This window comes from Nocardiopsis oceani (assembly GCF_054777395.1).
Genome location: NZ_BAAHAR010000008.1, coordinates 100185 through 121462 on the forward strand (window position 1 = coordinate 100185; position 21278 = coordinate 121462).

Consider the following 21278-nt stretch of genomic DNA (forward strand, 5'->3'; position numbering starts at 1 on the left):
ACTTCACCGCGCGACCGCGGCTCCAGGTCCAGTGGCCCGGTCTCACCGTCCCCGCGCGGGGACGGACGGGAACCAGCCAGACACGATGTCCGCCGATCGAAGGCCTACACCATGTCCGTCGAAAGCCTCTTCCCGCGCCTCGAACCCCTCCTGCCCCAAGTGGGCAAGCCCATCCAGTATGTGGGCGGTGAGCTCAACTCCGTCGTCAAGGACTGGGACGCCGCGACTGTGCGCTGGGCGCTCATGTACCCGGACGCCTACGAGGTGGGCGTGCCCAACCAGGGCGTGCAGATCCTGTACGAGGTCCTCAACGAGCGCGAGGGCGTCCTGGCAGAGCGCGCCTACGCGGTCTGGTCGGACATGGAGAAGCTGATGCGCGAGCACGGCATCCCGCACTTCACGGTCGACGCCCACCGGCCGATCCGCGCCTTCGACGTGCTGGGGCTGAGCTTCGCCAGCGAGATGGGCTACACCAACATGCTCACCGCCCTGGACCTGGCCGGGATCCCGCGCCGTTCCACTGACCGGACCGAGGAGGACCCGGTCGTCCTCGCGGGCGGGCACGCGGCCTTCAACCCCGAGCCCATCGCCGATTTCCTCGACGCCGTGGTCCTGGGTGACGGTGAGGAGATCACCCTCGCCATCACCGAGATCGTTCGCGAGTTCAAGGAGGAGGGCGAACCAGGGGGTCGGGACGGCCTGCTGCTGCGCCTGGCTGCCACCGGCGGAGTGTACGTGCCGCGCTTCTACGACGTGAGCTACCAGGAGGACGGCCGGATCGCGGCGTACACGCCCAACCGCCCGGGGGTACCGAACACGGTGCAGAAGCACACCGTGATGGACCTGGACCAGTGGCCCTATCCGAAGCGGCCGATCGTGCCCACGGCCGAGTCCGTGCACGAGCGGTACAGCGTGGAGATCTTCCGCGGCTGCACCCGAGGCTGCCGGTTCTGCCAGGCCGGGATGATCACCAGGCCGGTTCGCGAGCGCAACCAGCAGACCGTCCAGAAGATGGTCGAGGACGGGGTGAAGTCCTCCGGCTTCCAGGAGGTGGGCCTGCTCTCGCTCTCGAGCGCCGACCACAGCGAGATCGGTGACATCGCCAAGAACCTCGCGGACCACTATGAGGGCACCAACACCGGGCTGTCGCTGCCCTCGACCAGGGTGGACGCCTTCAACATCGACCTCGCCAACGAGCTGACCCGCAACGGTCGCCGCTCCGGCCTGACCTTCGCCCCCGAGGGCGGCAGCGAGCGGATGCGCCGGGTGATCAACAAGATGGTCACCGAGGCCGACCTCATCCGTACCGTCACCGCCGCCTACGAAGCCGGATGGCGGCAGGTGAAGCTCTACTTCATGTGCGGCCTGCCCACCGAGGAGGACGAGGACGTCCTGGCCATCGCCGACCTGGCCACCGAGGTGATCCGTATCGGCCGGGAGGTGACCGGACGCAAGGACATCCGCTGCACGGTCTCCATCGGCGGTTTCGTGCCCAAGCCCCAGACCCCGTTCCAGTGGGCCGCCCAGACCTCCCACGAGGACGTGGACGCCCGCCTGCGCAAGCTGAGGGACCGGCTCCGCGGGGACCGCAAGTTCGGCAAGTCCATCGGTCTGCGCTACCACGAGGGCCGACCATCCATCGTGGAGGGCCTGCTGTCCCGGGGCGACCGCCGGGTCGGCCGGATCGTCGAGGAGGCGTGGAACGCGGGCGGCCGCTTCGACGGCTGGAGCGAACACTTCTCCTACGACCGCTGGATGAAGGCGGGCGAGACCGGACTGGCCGGAACCGGGGTGGACGTGGACTGGTTCACCACCCGTGAGCGCGACGAGGACGAGGTCCTGCCCTGGGACCACCTGGACGCCGGGCTGGACCGCTCCTGGCTCTGGCAGGACTGGCAGGACTCCTTGCACGGGAACGAGTCGGTGGAGATCGACGACTGCCGCTGGAACCCCTGCTACGACTGCGGTGTGTGTCCCACCATGGGCACTGAGATCCAGATCAACGATGAGGCCGGTGGCCGTCCGATGCTGCCGCTGACCGTGGTCCGGTAACCGGACCCCGACGGGCACGCGGGGTGGTGCCTCGCGCGCCCGCGGTGTGTTTCGATGAGCCCGGGCCGGTCCTGGCCCGATCCGGTCAGGGGTGGGCGGCATCCTCGCCGTGGTCGTCGGGCATCAGCGACCGCAGTTCGGGCGGCAGATCCGGGCGGCGCGACCCGGCTACGCGCGCGGCCAGGGGGTCGAGGTCGGCGATTTCGGCGTCGGTGAGCCGGAGATCCAGGGAACCGGCGTTCTCGTCCAGGCGAGCGGCCCGCTTGGTGCCGGGGATGGGCGCGGCGGCGACACCGGTGTCCTCGGCGCGGTGTGCCAGCCAGGCCAGCGCTACCTGGGCTGGGGTGGCGTCCCGCTTCTCGGCCACGCGCCGAACCGGGGCCAGCAGTGCCGCGTTGCCGCGGACGTTGCCCTCTGCGAACCACGGGTAGGCACGGCGCACATCGTCCTCAGCGAGGTCGTTGGGGTTGGTGAAGGCCCCGGTGAGGAAGCCGCGTCCCAGCGGCGAGTAGGGGACGAAACCGATCCCGAGCTCGACGCACGCGGGTACGAGCTCGCGTTCGGCGCCCCGGGCGAACAGGGACCACTCGCTTTGTACGGCCGCGACCGGGTGCACCCGGTGGGCGGCACGCACCTGCGCGGCGGTGACGTTGGAGAGCCCGATGTGGCCGACCTTGCCCGCTTCGACCAGCTCGGCCATGGCCGAGACGGTCTCCTCCACGGGGACGGCCGGGTCGGGGAGGTGCTGGTAGTAGAGGTCGATGTGGTCGGTGCCGAGGCGTGCCAGGCTCGCGTCGCAGGCCTGGTGGACGTAGTCGGGGTCACCGCGGATGCCGGTCGGCTCCTTGGTGTCGGGGTCGAAGACCCCGCCGAACTTGCTGGCCAGGACGACGTTGTCACGGCCGAAACGGGCCACTGCCGCGCCGAGCAGCTCCTCGTTCTCGCCGAAGGCGTAGGCATCGGAGGTGTCCCAGAAGCGGATGCCGAGGTCGAGGGCGTGTTCGAGGGTGGCGAGGGCGTCGTCGCGATGGGCTGGCGCGCCGTAGGACTGGTTCAGGACCATGCAACCGAGCCCGAGGGCGGAGACAAACGGGACCGTTGCTGCCTAAGGTGACGTCACGCATGACGGTGTCCTTCCGAATAGAATCGGGATATCCATCCCGGTTGTTCGGAATATACGGGATGGGCGTCCCGATTGTCTATTGCTCGGTGAAGGGAAGGTGGCGCGTGCGCGCCGATGCCAGACGCAACAGGGAGAAGGTTCTTCAAGCGGCGGTGGAGGCTTTCGCGACTGAAGGGCTCTCCGTGCCGGTCCAAGAGATCGCCCGGCGTGCGGGGGTCGGGACAGGGACCGTCAGCAGGCACTTCCCCGCGAAGGAGGACCTCTACCGGGCGATCGTGCTCAGCCGAATGGAGCGCTTGGTCGGAGCCGCGCGCCGGTTCGGTGCGGACATGGAGCCCTGGGAGGCCTTCGCGGCCTTCTTCTCCTTCATGGTCGAAGAAGGCGCACTCGACCACGGGCTTGGCGAGGCCCTGCGGGGAGGCGGGTTCGACGTCGCGGCCGCGGTGAGCGACACCGGGTGCGACGTGGGCGCCGCGCTCGGAGGCCTCCTGGCCGAAGCGCAGCGGGCCGGAGCCGTCCGCGAGGACGTGGACGCGACCGACGTCAAGGCGTTGATGGAGGGGTGCATGGCCCGCGAGCGCGGGGGTGCGAACGAGGCGGCGCGCCAGCGGACCGTGGAAGTAGTGCTGGCCGGGCTCCGGGCCTGAGGCGTGTGTCTGAGGAGACGGGGGAGGAGCTTGAGGGGGAGGGGTACTGGGTGCGTAACGAGGTCCAGGGCAACACGAATGCAGACAGAAACGGGTGAAACCAGTGTGTCCTGGGAGGAAAAAGAGTAGGATGCGCGCTTCGGGCGCTCTCTGCCGTGTACCCCGCCCCGCACCTCGACCCTGTGTGGAGGGGAGTCGCATCGGCTGTGTCCGGAAGGTGTACGGCCCGGCGCCCCGCTCGCGCCGGGCCGTACGTGAAGTAAGACTCGCGGGTCGCGCGATGGGTTGCCATCGATTGCGGATTTTCTTTGGATTTTTTTCTCAGGCCCCCGTGTTCTGGTGGTGAACACCGGTTCAGCACCCGCTCAGACCTGGTCGGTACTTTTCGGCCGCAGGTCAGTGGGGGAGGTACCGGTATGCGTAGTCCTGTTGGCGCATGTGCACCGCGGCGCACCGTACGCTGAACAGGACGAGGAACAGCCCCTGCGGGCCGCCACAGCCGGTCCGGACTCAGGGGGCACTGAGGAAAGGAGTTGAGCTGCCCCCCGCACACGAGGGCACCACCTCACCCTCCACCGCCAAACCCGGCCAACGGCTTCGCGTCCGCTACGCCAAGCGCGGACGCATGCGATTCGCAAGCCACCGTGATCTCGCCCGGGCACTGGAGAGGGCCCTGCGTAGGGCCTCTGTGCCGGTGGCGTTCTCCGCTGGCTTCTCACCACACCCCAAGATCTCCTATACCGGCGCGGCCCCGACCGGGGTCGCCAGCGAGGCGGAGTATCTAGAGCTCACTCTGGCCCAGGCATGCCGACCCGAACAGGTCAGGGACGCTATCGACGCGGCCATGCCCGACGGTGTCGATGTGCTCGAGGTCGTCGAGGCCCGGACACCGGGTCTGGCCGACCGGCTTCAGGCCTCCGAATGGCGAGTGGAGATGGCGGACGTCGACCCCGACGACGCCGCCAAGTCGGTGGCTGCCTATCTGGCCGCCGACAGTGTTGAGGTGGAACGGATGACGAAGAAGGGCCGACGCCGCTTCGACACCCGCCCGGCTGTTCTCGGCATCGACGTGTGTAGCGGATCCCATGGGCGCGCCCCAGGGGACCGACACGCGACATATGCCATACTTCGAATGGCCGTACGGCACACGCAACCTGCTGTACGACCAGACGACGTGCTGACCGGCCTTCGCCAACTGGCCGACCTCGCGCCGCCGTCATCACCGAAGATGACCAGGCTGGCGCAGGGGCCACTGGACGAGGCGACAGGTGTGATTGCCGACCCGTTCGACGCGGACCGACCCGAAGCTCCCACCACCGAGAGCGCCGGGCCCGCGCACGACAAGACGAACGATCGACGCACCCGCGCACCACGGCCGTCATCGTCCATGACGGGACCGCGAGGATGAGCGGTCCCAAAGCGGGGAACATGGGCGAAACCACAGGACTTTGCCCCGGAGGCACTCTGGTGCCGCCGGCGCTGACACAGCGACGACAGCTTTCGTGAGCCGCGACGCCGACCGCGAGGTCGCGGCGCGCCCGGAGGCTTTGACGGGAGACCGCCCGGATGCTCGACAACGAGCCCAAGAACGGTGCCGAAGGCACCGCGGGTACAACTGAAACAACCGAGAACAGGGCGGCGACGCCCCCCTCGGGGGACGGCGCGGTGCGGGTGACCACACCCGCGTCCGCCAAGGGCGCTCGCCGCGCGGCAGGTCCACCCCCTGAGCCAGACGACGTGTTCTCCGCGCCGGCCAAACCGACCACCACCCTGGCCGGTTCCGGCGAGGGCGGCACGGTCAAGACCGAGGTGACCACTCCTAGCTCTCGTAGGCGGACCGTGCGTGCCGCCGGCCGCCCCGAGGACGCTCCGGCCGCAGCCACGCGCCGCGGCCGTACCCGGTCCACGGGCGAGCAGGCCTCGGCGAACAAGGCCCAGGAGAGCAAAGGCCAGGGGAACAAGGCCTCGGACAGCGCTGACGAGTCCGAGGGCACCGGCCCCAAGGGCCGATCCCGCACCAGGACTCGCGGCCGTGCCGCGAAGACGGTCGAGGCACCCGCCGCTGAGGCTCCCGAGGAAGAGGTCCGGGAGGAGGCCCCGGAAGAATCCGGCGGCTCCGCCTTCCAGCCGCCAGGCGGCATGCTCTTCCAGCCTCCGGTCGCCCATCAGAGCGCTCCGGTCAAGACCAAGGAGAAGGCCAGGAAGGCCCAGCAGAAGCCCCAGGAGGTCGCTGAGCCGGAGGTCGAGGAAGAGACCGACGAGCAGGACGACCAGGCCGAGGAGACCGGTTCGGACGAGCGCCCGAGTCGCCGCCGCCGTCGCCGAGGCGGCCGCGGCCGAGGCCGGTCGCGTGGCGCCGATGACGGCGACAACGAGGACGGCCAGGACGACACCGCGCCTGCGGAGGGCTCCACCAAGGACCGCCGGAAGACGGAGAAGACGGAATCGTCCGCCACCGAGGAGGACGACAGCTCCGAGGGCGGCTCCGGTGGCGACTCCGATGACGGTGATGAGCGGGGCAGCAGTCGACGGCGCCGCCGTAGGCGGCGCCGGACGGGCTCGGGTGGCGAGAACACCAACGACGACCCGCCGAACACCGTGGTCAAGGTGCGCGAGCCGCGTCCGGAACGGCCCATCGAGAACGAGGTCCAGGCGGTCCGCGGTTCCACCCGCTTGGAGGCCAAGAAGCAGCGCCGCCGCGAGGGGCGCGAGCAGGGTCGGCGCCGCGCGCCGATCGTCACCGAATCGGAGTTCCTGGCCCGCCGGGAAGCGGTCAAGCGCGACCTGGTGGTCCGCAGGACCGGTGACCGCACCCAGATCGCCGTCCTCGAGGACGACGTCCTGGTCGAGCACTACGTCGACCGGGCCGCGCACCGTTCGTACGTGGGCAACGTGTACCTGGGCCGGGTGCAGAACGTGCTGCCGTCGATGGAGGCCGCCTTCGTCGACATCGGCAAGGGCCGTAACGCCGTGCTGTACGCGGGCGAGGTCAACTGGGACTCCTTCGGCCTGGAGGGCCAGCCCAAGCGCATCGAGTCCGTGCTCAAGTCCGGCCAGTCGGTGCTGGTGCAGGTCACCAAGGACCCGGTCGGACACAAAGGCGCCCGTCTGACCAGCCAGATCAGCCTGCCCGGCCGCTACCTGGTGTACGTGCCCGGCGGTTCGATGACCGGTATCAGCCGTAAGCTCCCTGACAAGGAGCGCGCCCGCCTCAAGGCCATCCTCAAGAAGGTGATGCCCTCCGGCGCCGGGGTGATCGTGCGCACGGCGGCCGAAGGCGCCAGCGAGGAGGAGCTCGAGCGCGACATCAACCGCCTGGCCAAGCAGTGGGACTCGATCAAGCGCAAGTCCAAGTCGGCGAGCGCCCCGGCCCTGCTCAACAGCGAGCCGGACCTCACCGTCCGAGTCGTGCGCGACGTGTTCAACGAGGACTTCTCCAGCCTCGTCGTCTCCGGTGACGAGGCGTGGACCACCGTCCACGAGTACGTGGACTACGTGGCGCCCAACCTCGCCGAGCGCCTGTCGCACTGGTCCGAGGACCAGGACGTCTTCTCCGCCTACCGGATCGATGAGCAGATCAACAAGGCTCTCGACCGCAAGGTCTACCTGCCCAGCGGCGGTTCGCTGATCATCGACCGGACCGAGGCCATGACCGTGGTCGACGTCAACACCGGCAAGTTCACCGGGCAGGGCGGCAACCTCGAGGAGACGGTCACCAAGAACAACCTCGAGGCGGCCGAGGAGATCGTGCGCCAGCTCCGGCTGCGCGACATCGGCGGCATCATCGTGGTCGACTTCATCGACATGGTGCTGGAGTCCAACCGCGACCTGGTGCTCCGCCGGATGCTCGAGTGCCTCTCGCGCGACCGCACCAAGCACCAGGTGGCCGAAGTCACCTCGCTGGGCCTGGTGCAGATGACCCGTAAGCGGGTCGGGCAGGGCCTGCTCGAAGCCTTCTCCCACAACTGTGACCACTGCAACGGTCGCGGCCTGGTGGTCTCCAGCGAACCAGTGGAGAACAAGGGCGGCGGCAGCACCGGTGGCCGCAAGAAGAAAAAGGGCAAGGCCGAGGTCGAGCCCTCGGGTGAGAAGGCCGACAAGGACAAGCAGGACAAGGCCGACAAGTCCGCGGGCGGCGACGAGAACGCCGACGGCGGAGACCACCCCGGGGACAAGGCCGAGAAATCGGGCAAGCCGGCCAAGGCCGCGGCCAAGGGCCGAAGCCGCCGGGTCGCAGGGCCGCCGGAGAACGAGTCCGAGCCCGCCGAAGCACAGGCACCTGAATCCGAGCAGGCAGCTTCAGAGCCGGTCGCAGCTGAGCAGGACGCGTCCGAACAGCCCGCACCCGCGAAGAAGACCCGTAAGCGCACGTCCCGGGCCAAGAAGGCAGCGGACCCCGCGGAGGCCGGGGACGAGGCGCAGCAGGACGGACAGAGCACGGAGCAGACCGAGGCCCCTGCGGCCGAGGAGGCACCGGCGAAGAAGACCCGCAGGCGCACCAGCACCCGCAAGGCCGCGAAGGCCGACAGCGGTGAGGGTGAGCAGGCGCAGGCGAGCGGTGACGAGCAGGACTCGGACACCGACGCCACCGAGGCACCCGCCTCCGCCGACGGCGAGTCCGACGGCACCGCTGAGCGGCCCAAGCGTCGCCGTACGCGGCGGACCAAGACGGCGGTGACCTCACCGACCAGTGGGTCCACCGCGGTCGACGCCGGCTGACCGACCGGCGGTAAAGGCGGGACAGCAACCTGGTCCGGACCCGGTAACGAACGGGTTCGGACCAGGACACGTGTGCGGTCCTGTGCCGGGTCGATGGTAATCTGATGGACGGTGCGTCGGCGCGCCCCAAATGTTCGCGCGCCCCGAGACCGAAGTGCTCTCCACCAAGGTGGGTTTGTTTCCCTCAGATCCCCACGCCCCGCTACAGGCGATTCGTGGATCGTGGCATCACGGTCATGAGTGAGCGCATTATTCGTTGAGCGAGCAGGAAGAGAGTTCCCCGGTGTACGCGATCGTGCGAGCGGGCGGCCGACAGGAGAAGGTGTCTGTCGATGACGTCCTGAACATCGACAGGGTCTCGGATGAGACCGGTGCCACCCTGACGTGGCAGCCCATCCTTGTGGTCGACGGTGACAGTGTCATCAGCGAGGCCGACAAGCTGAACGGCTACACGGTCACCGCCGAGGTCCTCGGCGAGACCAAGGGCCCCAAGATCAATATCCTGAAGTACAAGAACAAGACCGGTTACAAGAGGCGCCAGGGGCACCGCCAGAAGCACACCCAGGTGCGCGTCACCGGCATCGCGGCGAAGTAGGAGGCCTGGAGATATGGCAAGCAAGAAGGGCGCTTCGTCCACCAAGAACGGTCGCGACTCCAACGCTAAGCGCCTCGGCGTGAAGCGTTTCGGTGGTCAGCAGGTTTCCGCCGGTGAGATCCTGATCCGTCAGCGCGGCACCAGGTTCCACCCCGGCGCCAACGTCGGCCGTGGTGGCGACGACACGCTGTTCGCCCTGGTCGAGGGCGAGGTCAAGTTCGGCAACTTCCGCGGCCGCAAGGCCGTCAACATCGTTCCGGCCGGCGCCTAGCAGTTCGCGCCGATCAAGAGCGGTTTTCGGGGGCGGGCCAGGGAAACACTGGCCCGCCCCTCGCGTTGTCACAGGTGACACGCATGCAGTATCGGGCCCCGCCGGGCGGTGGTGGCCCCTGAACCCCGGGGAGAGCAATGCCTGACTTCGTCGACGAGGCGGTCTTGCACGTCAAGGCCGGAAACGGCGGGCATGGCTGCGCCTCCGTGCACCGGGAGAAGTTCAAGCCGCTGGGCGGCCCGGACGGGGGCAACGGCGGCCGGGGCGGCGACGTCGTCCTCGAGGTCGACACCCAGTCCGCGACCCTGTTGGACTACCAGCGCCGACCGCACCGCAGCGCGCAGAACGGTACGCCCGGCCAGGGCGGCCACCGAGCCGGAGCCAACGGCCAGGAGCTCGTCCTGACCGTGCCCGACGGCACGGTGGTCACCAAGGACAACGGTGAGGTCATCGCCGACCTGGTCGGACACGGCACCCGCCTGGTGCTGGCCCAGGGCGGCAACGGCGGCCTGGGCAACGCCGCGCTGGCCTCCAAGAAGCGCAAGGCCCCCGGCTTCGCCCTCAAGGGCGAGGAGGGCGAGGCCTTCGACGTCCGGCTGGAGATGAAGACCATCGCCGACGTCGGCCTGGTGGGCTTCCCCAGCGCAGGCAAGTCCTCGCTGATCGCCGCGATGTCCGCGGCCAGGCCCAAGATCGCCGACTACCCGTTCACCACCCTCATCCCGAACCTGGGCGTGGTGGAGGCGGGTGCCACCCAGTACGTCATCGCCGACGTGCCCGGCCTGATCCCCGGCGCGAGCGCCGGCAAGGGCCTCGGTCTGGAGTTCCTGCGCCACATCGAGCGCTGCTCCACCCTTCTGCACGTCCTGGACTGCGCCACCTTCGAGCCCAACCGCGACCCGGTCAGCGACCTGGACGCCCTTGAGGCCGAGTTGGCCGCCTACGGCGAACAGGCCGGGGTGGACCTGTCCGACCGCCCGCGCATCGTCGCCCTGAACAAGGTGGACGTGCCCGACGGCCGTGACCTGGCCGACCTGGTCACCCCGATCCTGGAGGAGCGCGGGTACAAGGTCATGGAGGCCTCCGCGGCCTCCCGCGAAGGGCTGCGCGCACTCTCCTTCGCACTGGGCGAGCAGGTCGCCGCGGCCCGCGCCGCCGCACCGGCCGCCGAGCCCACCCGCGTCGTGATCCGGCCGAAGATGATCGGCGACACCCCCTTCGAGGTCGTGCCGATCGGTGACAACGTCTTCCAGGTGCGCGGCGACAAGCCCGCCCGCTGGGTGCGCCAGACCGACTTCTCCAACGACGAGGCCGTCGGCTACCTGTCCGAGCGCCTCAACCGCCTGGGTATCGAGGAGGAGCTGGCTAAGGCGGGTGCCAAGGAGGGCGCCGAGGTGCACATCGGTACGGAGGAGGACTCGGTGGTCTTCGACTGGGACACCTCCGCGGACGCCGAGGCCGTCCCGTCTGGCCCGCGCGGAACCGACGCCCGGCTGGGCTGACCCGCGCGGGGACCGACCGCTCCATACCAGCCGGACCCATACAGGTAGGGACACGGCGCCCGGTCCGGGCTCCGTGCCACGGATGGAAAGCCCCTCGTGGTGCACAGCGCAAACACCGAACAGCAGCACATCGACCCCCTGGAGCAGACCGGGCGCACGGCGATCGGCGACGCCCGCCGGGTGGTGGTCAAGGTGGGGTCCTCCTCACTGACCACCTCGGAGGGGCTGATCGACTCCGGCCGTATCCGGGACCTGGTCGAGGTGCTGGCCGCCCGCCGCGCCCTCGGCCAGGAGGTGATCCTGGTCTCCTCCGGCGCGGTGGCGGCAGGCATGAGCCCGCTGGGGATGCCGCGGCGCCCGCGTGACCTGGCATCCCAGCAGGCTGCCGCGAGCGTCGGCCAGGGCCTGCTCGTGGCCTCCTACGCCGCCGAGCTGGCCGGTCACGGCCTGACCGCCGCCCAGGTCCTGCTCACGGTGGAGGACATGATGCGCCGGGTACAGCACCGCAACGCCCAGCGCACTCTGCGCCGCCTCCTCGACATCGGTGCCCTGCCGATCGTCAACGAGAACGACACCGTGGCCACCCATGAGATCCGCTTCGGGGACAACGACCGCCTGGCGGCGCTGGTGGCGCACCTGATGCGCGCCGACGCCCTGGTACTGCTCTCGGACGTGGATGCCCTCTACGACGGCAACCCGGCCGATGAGGGCACCTCGGTGGTGAACCTGGTCCGCGGCCCCGCGGACCTCGACGGCATCGACATTGGCAGCACCGGCAAGCGCGGTGTGGGCACCGGCGGCATGGTCACCAAGGTGGACTCCGCCCGGATCGCCACTGAGGCGGGCGTGCACACCGTGCTGACCTCGGCCGCCAACGCACGCTCGGCCCTGGCCGGGGACCGGGTGGGCACGTTCTTCGCCCCTGCCGACCGCCGCCGCCCTTCCGCCCGTCAGCTGTGGCTGGCCCACGCCACCGCCGGCCGCGGCAGTCTGGTGCTGGACCCGGGCGCGGTCAACGCGGTGGTGAGCGAGAAGGCCTCGCTGCTGCCCGCCGGGGTGGTGAAGGTGCACGGTGAGTTCAGCGCCGGGGACCCCGTGGACCTGCGCGACGAGTCGGGCACGGTGGTCGCCCGCGGTCTGGTCAATTACGACGCGGCCGAGGTGCCCGACCTCATGGGCCGCTCCACCCGCTGGCTGGCCCGGGAAATGGGCCCCTCCTACGAGCGGGAGCTGGTCCACCGCGACGACCTCGTGCTGCTCTGAGAGTCTGCTGAGAAGCTGAGAAAAGGTGTTGGGTTCTCTTGCCCTTTGGGGGTGCCCCTTTCCGCGTGGGTGCGGGTGGTTCCCCTGCGGGTGTGGGAGGTCCGCGCGGGCATGGGGTTCGGGGTGGGCTTGGGGTTCTGCGTGGGGGCTCGCGGTGGGTGTGGGTTTGCTGCTGGTGCGGGTTGCCCCGTTTCCTGCCGCTTGATGGTGGCCGTCTCCGCTGCGCGCGTCAAGGTCGTCGCCGTCGAAGCGCTGGCGCGCTGTCGAGGGCGCTCCACCTTGACCCGCTTCGCTGCGACGGCGGGTTGGCGGCTGTCAGGAACGGGGGAGGTGTGGTCGGGGCCGATATGGGGCCCTTCGGGCCCCGGGCCTGCGGCCCGGTGGGCCGGGCTTCGCCCGGTCCGGCCGTGGTCGGCCGGATGCCTGCCCGTCCGCCCGGCTTGATCGGCCAGCGCGTCGCATTCCAGTGGCCAGTGGGCGACGAAGGGCCCGATCAGGCCGGGCGGGTGGCTGAGCGCGTCCCACCGGGCTTTCGGTCGGATTCAGCCCCCCTTTCCAACGATGATCTTGCTCCCAGCTCCACCCTCGGCCGTCGAGGGTTGAGCCAGGGGCAAGATCATCGGGGATCAACCGGTTTCGGACGCAGCGGTCATCTTCGCCGGGCCAGTTTCGGACAGCGGGGCTGCCCCCGGGGGACGCCCGCTACCCCCACTTGGGGGCGCCTGGGGCGCCGAGCCCCCTCCCGGAAGCACCCGGGGGCCGGTGAACCCCCTCCCTGGAGGCAATCTCGGTGCCCAAAATGACTCCAACAGGGGGGTTCGATGCCCTGGAACCCACACCCGACCGGTCCAACAGCACCACCCGCACCCGTATTGGCCACCCACCGCCGAGCCGGAAGACCGGTGGGACGCGCCCAGCCACGCCCCGGCCTAATCGGGCTCTTCGTCGCCGGCCGGCCACTGGATTGCGACGCGTCTGCCGACACAACCAGACCTACGGGAAGGAATCCGGCCGGCCACGGCCGGACCGGGCCGCAGGCTCGGGGCAGTTCCCGGCCGAAGGCCGGTCCCGTCGCCACCCCGACCACACGTCCCCCGTTTCCTGATAGCCGCCGACCCGCCGTCGCAGCGAAGCGGGTCAAGGTGGAGCGCCCTCGACAGCGCGCCAGCGCTTCGACGGCGACGACCTTGACGCGCGCAGCGGAGACGGCCACCATCAAGCGGCAGGAAACGGGGCAACCCGCACCCGCAGAGAACCCCACGGCCACGCAGGACCGAACGCACCTGCGGGGAACCTCCCGCACCTGCGGGGAACCTCCCGCACCTGCGGGGAACCTCCCGCACCTGCGGGGAACCTCCCGCACCTGCGGGGAACCTCCCGCACCTGCGGGGAACCTCCCGCACCCGCTGGGAACCTCCCGCACCCGCGGGGAACCTCCCGCACCCACGCGGAAAGGGGCACACCCCAAGGGCAGGAGAACCCAACACCCATTGTCAGCAGTCCTGAGTCCTCCGGTTCAGGGCCGGACTGCCCGCTGGACGCCACATCGGGGTTCCAGGGCCCTCCTCGGTCCGCCCTGCCGTGAGCTTGTGAAAGGCTCCATGACAGGACTTCCTGAGGAGGGTGGCACCCATGCCGAGCCTGATGACGCGCCTGCTGTCTTTGGCCCTCCGGGTCTTCCGTAAACCAACCCTGGAATCGGCGGAGGACACCAGGGAGTGGCTCCACGAACCCAAGGACGACCCCGACCCGCCCATCTGGCTCACCCAGCGGCACTGGATCACCCTCCGGGATGTCGGTGGCTTCTCCACCTACACGGTGCTTCCCCGCGAAGTCGAGGAGACGGACAAGGCCGTGCTGTACGTGCACGGAGGCACCTACGTCAGCGAGATCGCCGCGTGGCACTGGGTGCTGATCTCCAGGATGGCCGACGCGGGCTGCCGGGTGGAGGTGCCGATCTACGGGCTGGCCCCCGAACACACCTACCGGGAGGCCTTCCCGTTCCTGACGGAGGTCTACCGGGAGCTTCTCGGGGACGTGTCACCCGGGCGGACGCTGATCGCGGGGGACTCCGCCGGCGGCGGGCTCGCGCTCGCCCTGGCCCAGACCCTGACTGGCGCGGGGCTGCCGGAGCCCGCGAGGTTGCTTCTGATTTCTCCGTGGGCCGACATGACGATGTCCAACCCCGGCATCGCCGAAGTGGAAGTGCGCGATCCCTGGCTGAGCCCCGTGGGCATGGTGGAGGCGGCCAGGTCCTGGGCGGGCGGCGACGACCTGTCCCTGCCACGGCTGAGTCCGGTCTACGGGGAACTGGCGACCCTGCCGCCCATGGACCTCTACATCGGTACGCGAGACCTGCTGTTGCCGGACACGCGCCGACTGCACGAACTGGTGACTGAAGTGGGGGGAGAGTCCCACCTGTTCGAGCAGGAGGGCGCCTTCCACATCCACCCGCTGGTTCCGGTTCCCGAGGGCAGCGACGCCCGGGACCGGATCATGCGGACCGTCCAGGAGCTGTGACGCCGCCCCGGGGGCGCTTCAGGCGCGCCCGGGACCGCGGGGTCAGCGGTCGGCGCGGCGGATGATCCTCATGCAGCGCTGCTCCAGCAGGCGGCAGGCCAGCCCGAAGAACCGGAATGCCGGGTTGGTGGTCTGCTTGTGGTGGTACCGGTAGTAGATCTGCTGGCAGATGACCGCGAGGCGGAACAGCCCGAAGACCTCGTAGAACGCCCACTCGCGTTCGGTGAGCCCGATACCGACGCGCTCCAGGTAGTGGTCGCGGGCCTCGGTGCGGGTGAGCATGCCCTCCAGGTGGGTGGGCTGGCGCCGGAACAGGCGGAACAGCGGGTCTTCACCGGCCTCCACCCAGTACGCGAGGGAACCGCCCAGATCTATGAGCGGGTCTCCGAGGGTGGCCATCTCCCAGTCCAGGAGTCCGACCGGGCGGGTGGGGTCCTCGGCGTCCAGGACGACGTTGTCGAACCGGAAATCGTTGTGGATCAGGCAGGTGCGCCGGTCCCGGGGCTGGTTGGCCGCCAGCCAGCCCATCACCTTCTCGAACGAACCCATGTTCCAGGTCTTGGCGGCCCGGTACCGCTTGGACCAGCCCGCGACCTGGCGGGCCACGTACCCTTCACCGCGGCCGAACTCGGCCAGCCCCGCCGCCTCGGTGTCAACCGAGTGCAGATCCGCGAGCAGGTCCAGCACGTTCACCTGTCTTGGGCGAGGATGCCCGGGAGGAATCGCCCTGTTCGCTTCGAGGAAGGTGGCGGTCTGTGACAGTTGCGTCGCCCATCGCAGACCAGTTTTCTTGTTTGGCCCCACCAGCGGCGGGTGGGTCGTTAGTGTGTTCGACCATGAAGCTGGTGGTGCGGGTCAAACTCCTGCCCTCGCCTGAACAGGCACGGACTCTTCAAGAGACCTTGCACGCCTGTAACCGGGCCGCCAACCACGCCTCCCAGATCGCCCAGGCCACCGGGGCCCGGAACAAGTACGCCCTGCAAAAAGCGGTCTACGCCGACCTCAAGGCCTCCTTCGGCCTCTCGGCCCAGCCCGCGGTGCGGGTGATCGGCAAGGTCGCCGACGCCTACACCACCCGGCAGGCCCACCTGAAGGCCGGACACCTGGGACGCGCGGGTTCGCCGCGCCGCAGGCGCGCCGAGACCACCCCGGTGGCCTTCCAACCGGAGGCGGCCCAACCGTTCGATGCGCGCTGTCTGTCCTGGCAGATGGATGCGCGCACGGTCTCGATCTGGACCACCCACGGCCGGATGAAGAACCTGGCCTTCACCTGCGCGCCCGACCAGCTCAAACTCCTGGCCCAGTATCAGCAGGGGGAGAGCGACCTGATGCACCAGGACGGGCAGTGGTTACCTGGCCGCCACCTGTGAGGTGCCCGAGGCTCGGCTGAACGAGGAGCCTTCGGGGTTTGCGGGGGTGGACCTGGGCATCGTGGAGATCGCCACCACCCCCACCGGCCAACGCTACGCCGGGCGCCAGCTCAACCGGTACCGCAAGCGGCAAAACCGGTTGCGCGCCAAGCTGCAGGCCAAGAACACCAAGAGCGCCAAACGCCAGCTCAAGCGCCAGCGCCGCAAGGAGGCCCGGCGAGCGCGGGACGTCAACCACCAGATTTCCAAGCACATCGTGGAGCGGGCCGAACGCACCGGCCACGGCATCGCCCTGGAAGACCTCCAGGGCATCCGTGGCCGGGTACGGCAGGCCAAACACCAACGCGCCATGTTGCATTCGTGGAGTTTCGCCCAGCTGCGCGACTTCCTCTCCTACAAAGCTCGCAGGGCCGGGGTTCCCGTGGTGGTCGTGGATGCGGCCTACACCTCGCAGTCCTGCTCGGCGTGCGACCACACCAGCAGACACAACCGGCCCTCCCGGTCGGTGTTCGCGTGCCGGGGGTGTGGTGTGGTGTGGTGTTGCACGCCGATGTGAATACTTCGCGCAACCTCGCCCACCGGGGCGAGGCGGCGTGGATCGCGGGGCGCCAGTCAGCCGCCCCCGTACCCTCCCAACATTGAGGGGGTGCTGGACGCGGGAGGTCTCCTATCAGCCAGGTGGGCACCTACCTGCAAGCCCGTGGCTTCAGCCACGGGTCGCTGACGCACAGCCGTCGGACCTCGCCGGGGGAGAGGGAGACGTCGCGGGGAGCTCCTTGCGGGGGATCGGTCCCGCCAGGCGCTCCATGACGTAGAACTCCGAGCCGATGACGGACTCGTCGTCGCAGAACGCCACCATCGCCGGGACGTGCGGGAACACCGGGGCCAGCCGGGACTGGATGCGGTACTCGCGCCCCATGTCGTGTGCGCTCTTCGCCTTCTGCCCGGCCGGCGGGCGGCGCAGGATGAGGTCCCGCCCCGGGTAGCGCAGCAGGTACGTGAGGTTGGAAGCCCCGCCGGAGAACTGGCGCACCTCCGGGACGCCCTCGATCCCGGACGGGTCCTCGGCGTGCTCGCGCAGCTAGTCGGCCACCGCGGCCACGTCGAAGGCGTCCTCGTCGCGGACCTCGCGGGCACCGGAGACGCGACCGGTGGGCCGGGTACCGGGGGTGTCGCTCATGTCAGCTTCCTGACCACGGAGAGCGGCAGGCGCTTCATGAGGAAGCCGATCGGGGCCCAAGGCCACGCCGGGACGTACGCCTTGACTTTGCGCTTCTCGATGGCCGCGACCATGGAGCGGACCCCGGGTTCGGTGTCGACCATGAACCGGGTCTTCTGGGCGACGTGTTCGTTCATCTCCGAGCGGATGTAGCCCGGGTAGACCACGGACACGTCCAGGCCTGGCACGCGCTCCGAGCGCAGACCCTCGGCGATGGCCGCCACACCTGCCTTGGTCGCGGCGTAGACGGTCATGGCCTTGCGCATGCCGCGCAGCGCCGACATCGAGGAGACCATCACGAGGTGTCCGCGGCCCTGTTCGCGGAAGATCTCCACGGCTGCCTCCGACTGGGCGAGCGCGCCCACGAAGTTGGTCATGGCGGTCTGCCGGTTGGCGTCGAAGCGGCCCTTGCCGAGCGCGGCTCCCTTGCCCAAGCCCGCGTTGACGATGACCCGGTCCACGGCGCCGAACTCGGCGGCGAGCTCCTTGAAGACCTGGAACACGGCCTCGTCGTCGGTGACGTCGAGGGCCTTCAGCACCACCCGCCGGTCGGGGTGGGCCGCACCGATCTCGTCCCGGAGGGCGGCCATCTTCTCGGTGCGCCGGGCGCACAGGCCCAGGTCGTATCCGAAGGCGGCGAACTGCCGCGCCATCTCGGCGCCCAGGCCCGCGGAGGCCCCGGTGATGATGATCGTTCCCTTGCTCATGCGTGCGTCTCCGTGCTGCTCTTCGTAGCGGGGTTGTTCCGCTCGACGCGGCGGCGGACGCCTTCGGCCATCCGGCGCATCGTGCGGTCGTACAAGGGGCGCAGCAGGCGTTTGGTACGCACCGCGACGCGCCCCGCCCGGTCGGTGAGGATGACCGGCTTCCGGCGGTCCATGCCCTTGAGCACCTCGGCGGCGATGTCGTCCGCGGTCAGTTTCGAACCGTTGATCAGCTTGCTCGCGGAGGCCTCCACCGCGGGATCGCTGCCGCTCAGGGAGGCGGCGAGGTTCGTGCGGAAGAACGACGGGCACACCACCGACGTGGTGACGCCGTAGGGCGCGAGTTCGTGCTGGAGGGTCTCGCTGAGCGCCACGACCGCGGCCTTGACCGCGTTGTAGGAGCTCATGGTCGGCGGGTGGATCAGCCCGGCCGCCGAGGCGGTGTTGACGATGTATCCCGAGCCCTGCCGTTTGAACAGCGGGGCGAAGGTGCGGCAGCCCCGGACCACGCCGAACAGGTTGATCTCCGTGATCGACCGCCAGTCGTCCACGGTGAGGTGGTCGATCCGTCCGCCCGCGGCCACACCCGCGTTGTTCACCAGCACGTCCAGGCCGCCGCCCTGTTCGACGTGGGCGAGGGCGGACGCCCAGTCGTCGTCGGAGGTCACGTCCAGGCGCAGGTACTCCACGCCCTGGGGCAGGGAGTCTGGCGCCTGCTCTGCGAGGTCGGTGGCGATCACCCGGTCACCGCGCGCGGCGAAGGCGGCGACGAGGGCGGCGCCCAGCCCCGAGGCCCCGCCCGTGACCAGGACTCTGCGGCCGTTCTCGGTGCGGGCGCTCATCTCTTCGCTCCGTGCTTCATCAGTTCGAGGCGGGCGACGACCCCGCGGTGGACCTCGTCGGGGCCGTCGGCCAGGCGCAGGGCCCGCGCGCTGGTCCAGGCGCCGGCGAGCGGGAAGTCGTTCGATAGCCCGGCGCCGCCGTGTAGCTGGATGGCGAAGTCGATGACCTCCTGGGCCATGTTCGGCGCGGCCACCTTGATCTGGCTGACCTCGCTCAGGGCGTTCAGCGGGCCGCCCTGGTCCAGTTTCCAGGCGGTGTTGAGCACCAGGAGGCGGGTTGAGTCGATGGCGATGCGGGCGTCGGCGACGCGTTCGCGGTTGCCGCCCAGGTTGACGAGGGGCTTGCCGAAGGCCGTGCGCGACAGCCCGCGCTCGCAGGCGAGTTCGAGGGCCTTTTCGGCCAGGCCGATCAGGCGCATGCAGTGGTGGACACGGCCTGGGCCCAGGCGTCCCTGGGCGATCTCGAAGGCGCGTCCCGGTCCGGCGATGACGTTGGCCAGGGGCACGCGCACGTCGGTGAAGGTGACTTCGCCGTGGCCGCCGGGCTCGTCCTGGAAGCCCATGGTGTCCAGCTGGCGCTCGACCCGCACCCCCGGGGTGCTGCGGGGGACGATCACCATGGTGTGCCGTTGGTGGCGGTCGGCCTCGGGGTCGGTGAGGCCCATGACGATGAGCATCTCGCAGTCGGGGTGTCCGATGCCGGTGGACCACCATTTGCGGCCGTTGACCACGACCTCGTCGCCCTCGACCTCCGCGCGCAGTTCCATGTTGGTGGCGTCGGAGGAGGCGACCCCGGGTTCGGTCATGCAGAACGCGCTGCGGATGCGCGCGTCGAGGAGGGGCTCCAGCCACCGCTCCTTCTGCTCCTCGGAGCCGTACTTGAGGAGCACCTCCATGTTGCCGGTGTCGGGGGCGTCGCAGTTGAACACCGCCGGGGCGATGTGTGAGCGGCCGGTGAGCTCGGCGACGGGGGCGTAGTCGGTGTTGCTGAGCCCTGCGCCGCCCAGGGTGCCGAAGCGCTCGGCGTAGGGGCCCTCGTGCCCTGCGGGCAGGAAGAGGTTCCACAGGCCCTGTGCGCGGGCCTTGGCGCGCAGCTCCCCGATCACGGGGAGGGGCTGCCAGGGGTCGCCGTCCACCCGGCGGGCGGCCAGGTCCCGGTGGTAGGCCTCCTCGACGGGGTCGATCTCGGTCTCCATGAAGGTGCGTACGCGTTCGATCAGGTCGGCGGCGCGCGCGGAGGGTGCGAAGTCCATGGCGTTGACACTACGTCCTTATTGAGCAATGCTCAATAGTGTGAGCGAGGAAGCGCCGCGCCGGACGCGGATGACCCAGGACGAACGCAGGCGTCAGCTGGTCGGGATCGGCCTGAGCATGCTGGTGGAGCGGCCCATCCAGGAACTGGCGATCGACGAGGTCGCCAAGGAGGCCGGGATCTCCCGGGGACTGCTGTTCCACTACTTCCCGAACAAGACCGCCTTCCACGCGGCTGTCGTGGCGGCCGCCGGGCGCCGGGTCGTGCGCAACACCGCCCCCGAGGAGGGGCTGGAGTCCTGGGGCGCGGTGGCCCAGTTCGCCGAGCGCTACTACCAGCAGGTGGACCGGCGCCGGGAGTCGTACCTGGCGCTGGTGTTCGGCGGGGGTCCGGTGACGCTGGACGGCGATCTGGTGGAGGACCTTCGGGAGACCATGGGCGCTCGCGTGCGCGCTCTGCTGGAGCTTCCCGAGTCCGCTGGGCCCACTGCCCACGCCTGGACCGCCTACGTGGAGGACCGCGCCCTGCAGTGGACCGCCGTCCCCGTTGAACAGCGCCCGCGGGACCTCGCCGACGAGGTGGACCACTGCGTGCGCGCCCTGAAGGCACTGCTGGACCTGTGAGCCGGTCGGCCCAGGCGGGCCGGCCTCCGCGGCCGGGTCTCTTGTGCCAGTGGGTGCGAAGAGCCCTAAGATGCCTGCGTGAACCAACAGACGACACAGCACAGTGACGCCCACCCCCACGAAGGCGCGGTCCGCGAGGTCCCCACGGGACGCAACGCCACCAAGCTCGTGTACGCGCCCGAGCGCGACGGGCTCGCCGACGCGGGCGAGATCGTGTGGACCTGGGTCCCCTACGAGGAGGACCCTGCCCAGGGCAAGGACCGCCCCCTCCTCGTGGTGGGCCGCAAGGGCGGGCGCCTGCACGGCCTCATGCTCTCCTCACAGGCCCCCGACGAACGCGAGCGCCAGGACTGGCTGCCGATCGGCGCGGGTACCTGGGACCGCGAGGGCCGCGACTCCTATCTCCGGGTGGACCGGCTCTTCGAGTTCGACGAGGCCTCGATCCGCCGCGAGGCCGCCGTCATGGACGAACGGATCTTCTGGAAGGTCGCCGCCGTACTCCGGGAACGCTACGGCTGGAGCTGAGCGACCTCGCGGATGGGGAGGGCGCCCAGGTGGATCGGGCCGTGTGGCCGG

At 69.8% G+C, this 21278-nt stretch carries 17 protein-coding genes and 1 pseudogene; 12 read left to right on the forward strand and 6 right to left on the reverse strand.

Annotation, left to right across the window (positions count from 1 at the left end; all coding sequences use genetic code 11):
• Positions 1–111: 111 nt before the first annotated feature.
• Positions 112–2052 carry a TIGR03960 family B12-binding radical SAM protein gene (locus tag ACYVDG_RS06205; RefSeq protein ID WP_460747374.1) on the forward strand — a complete coding sequence of 647 codons (1941 nt, stop codon included), beginning with the start codon at positions 112–114 and terminating at the stop codon, positions 2050–2052.
• 85 nt (positions 2053–2137) lie between these two features.
• Here ACYVDG_RS06205 and ACYVDG_RS06210 read toward each other — a convergent pair whose 3' ends face one another.
• Positions 2138–3115, reverse strand: coding sequence for an aldo/keto reductase (locus ACYVDG_RS06210; protein ID WP_460747375.1), 978 nt, complete (start codon positions 3113–3115; stop codon positions 2138–2140).
• Between the two features lie 164 nt (positions 3116–3279).
• On the opposite strand from ACYVDG_RS06210, the gene ACYVDG_RS06215 reads away from it, so the two are divergent.
• The 8 genes from ACYVDG_RS06215 to ACYVDG_RS06250 all read left to right on the forward strand — a co-directional run bounded on the left by ACYVDG_RS06215 (position 3280) and on the right by ACYVDG_RS06250 (position 14692).
• Positions 3280–3822 (forward strand): TetR/AcrR family transcriptional regulator, encoded by a 543-nt coding sequence (locus ACYVDG_RS06215; protein ID WP_460747376.1) that lies wholly within the window; start codon positions 3280–3282, stop codon positions 3820–3822.
• A gap of 625 nt (positions 3823–4447) precedes the next feature.
• Positions 4448–5230, forward strand: a complete 783-nt coding sequence (locus tag ACYVDG_RS06220; RefSeq protein ID WP_460747377.1) for a TIGR03936 family radical SAM-associated protein — start codon at positions 4448–4450, stop codon at positions 5228–5230.
• A gap of 158 nt (positions 5231–5388) precedes the next feature.
• Positions 5389–8541: an Rne/Rng family ribonuclease gene (locus tag ACYVDG_RS06225; RefSeq protein ID WP_460747378.1), complete on the forward strand. Its 3153-nt coding sequence runs from the start codon at positions 5389–5391 to the stop codon at positions 8539–8541.
• A gap of 283 nt (positions 8542–8824) precedes the next feature.
• Complete coding sequence (gene rplU, locus ACYVDG_RS06230) at positions 8825–9136, forward strand: 50S ribosomal protein L21 (protein WP_460747425.1); 312 nt, start codon at positions 8825–8827, stop codon at positions 9134–9136.
• Positions 9137–9149: 13 nt separating this feature from the next.
• A complete protein-coding gene (rpmA, locus tag ACYVDG_RS06235; RefSeq protein ID WP_460747379.1) occupies positions 9150–9407 on the forward strand; it encodes a 50S ribosomal protein L27 in 258 nt (85 codons plus the stop codon).
• Between the two features lie 137 nt (positions 9408–9544).
• The gene (gene obgE, locus ACYVDG_RS06240; protein ID WP_460747380.1) at positions 9545–10909 is read left to right on the forward strand and encodes a GTPase ObgE; all 1365 of its coding nucleotides are present in this window, start codon (positions 9545–9547) and stop codon (positions 10907–10909) included.
• A 99-nt stretch (positions 10910–11008) separates the two neighbouring features.
• Complete coding sequence (gene proB, locus ACYVDG_RS06245; protein ID WP_460747426.1) at positions 11009–12172, forward strand: glutamate 5-kinase; 1164 nt, start codon at positions 11009–11011, stop codon at positions 12170–12172.
• 1632 nt (positions 12173–13804) lie between these two features.
• The gene (locus tag ACYVDG_RS06250) at positions 13805–14692 is read left to right on the forward strand and encodes an alpha/beta hydrolase fold domain-containing protein (protein ID WP_460747381.1); all 888 of its coding nucleotides are present in this window, start codon (positions 13805–13807) and stop codon (positions 14690–14692) included.
• A gap of 42 nt (positions 14693–14734) precedes the next feature.
• Here ACYVDG_RS06250 and ACYVDG_RS06255 read toward each other — a convergent pair whose 3' ends face one another.
• Positions 14735–15385, reverse strand: a complete 651-nt coding sequence (locus ACYVDG_RS06255) for a phosphotransferase family protein (protein WP_460747382.1) — start codon at positions 15383–15385, stop codon at positions 14735–14737.
• Positions 15386–15528: 143 nt separating this feature from the next.
• On the opposite strand from ACYVDG_RS06255, the pseudogene ACYVDG_RS06260 reads away from it, so the two are divergent.
• Positions 15529–16704: pseudogene (locus ACYVDG_RS06260) on the forward strand (RNA-guided endonuclease InsQ/TnpB family protein).
• 64 nt (positions 16705–16768) lie between these two features.
• Here the strand turns inward: ACYVDG_RS06260 and ACYVDG_RS06265 are convergent.
• The 4 genes from ACYVDG_RS06265 to ACYVDG_RS06280 all read right to left on the reverse strand — a co-directional run bounded on the left by ACYVDG_RS06265 (position 16769) and on the right by ACYVDG_RS06280 (position 20080).
• Positions 16769–17095, reverse strand: a complete 327-nt coding sequence (locus tag ACYVDG_RS06265; RefSeq protein ID WP_460747383.1) for a phosphotransferase family protein — start codon at positions 17093–17095, stop codon at positions 16769–16771.
• Between the two features lie 143 nt (positions 17096–17238).
• Entirely contained in the window at positions 17239–17988 is a 750-nt protein-coding gene (locus ACYVDG_RS06270; protein ID WP_460747384.1) for an SDR family oxidoreductase, read from the reverse strand.
• Positions 17985–18827 carry an SDR family NAD(P)-dependent oxidoreductase gene (locus ACYVDG_RS06275; protein WP_460747385.1) on the reverse strand — a complete coding sequence of 281 codons (843 nt, stop codon included), beginning with the start codon at positions 18825–18827 and terminating at the stop codon, positions 17985–17987. Before ACYVDG_RS06275 ends, ACYVDG_RS06270 begins: the two co-directional genes overlap by 4 nt.
• Positions 18824–20080 carry an acyl-CoA dehydrogenase family protein gene (locus tag ACYVDG_RS06280; protein WP_460747386.1) on the reverse strand — a complete coding sequence of 419 codons (1257 nt, stop codon included), beginning with the start codon at positions 20078–20080 and terminating at the stop codon, positions 18824–18826. Before ACYVDG_RS06280 ends, ACYVDG_RS06275 begins: the two co-directional genes overlap by 4 nt.
• Positions 20081–20120: 40 nt before the next feature.
• Here ACYVDG_RS06280 and ACYVDG_RS06285 point away from each other — a divergent pair, with 40 nt between their 5' ends.
• Together ACYVDG_RS06285 and ACYVDG_RS06290 are read left to right on the forward strand one after the other, a co-directional pair.
• The gene (locus ACYVDG_RS06285) at positions 20121–20702 is read left to right on the forward strand and encodes a TetR/AcrR family transcriptional regulator (protein WP_460747387.1); all 582 of its coding nucleotides are present in this window, start codon (positions 20121–20123) and stop codon (positions 20700–20702) included.
• A gap of 78 nt (positions 20703–20780) precedes the next feature.
• The gene (locus ACYVDG_RS06290; protein WP_460747388.1) at positions 20781–21227 is read left to right on the forward strand and encodes a type II toxin-antitoxin system PemK/MazF family toxin; all 447 of its coding nucleotides are present in this window, start codon (positions 20781–20783) and stop codon (positions 21225–21227) included.
• Positions 21228–21278: the final 51 nt, after the last annotated feature.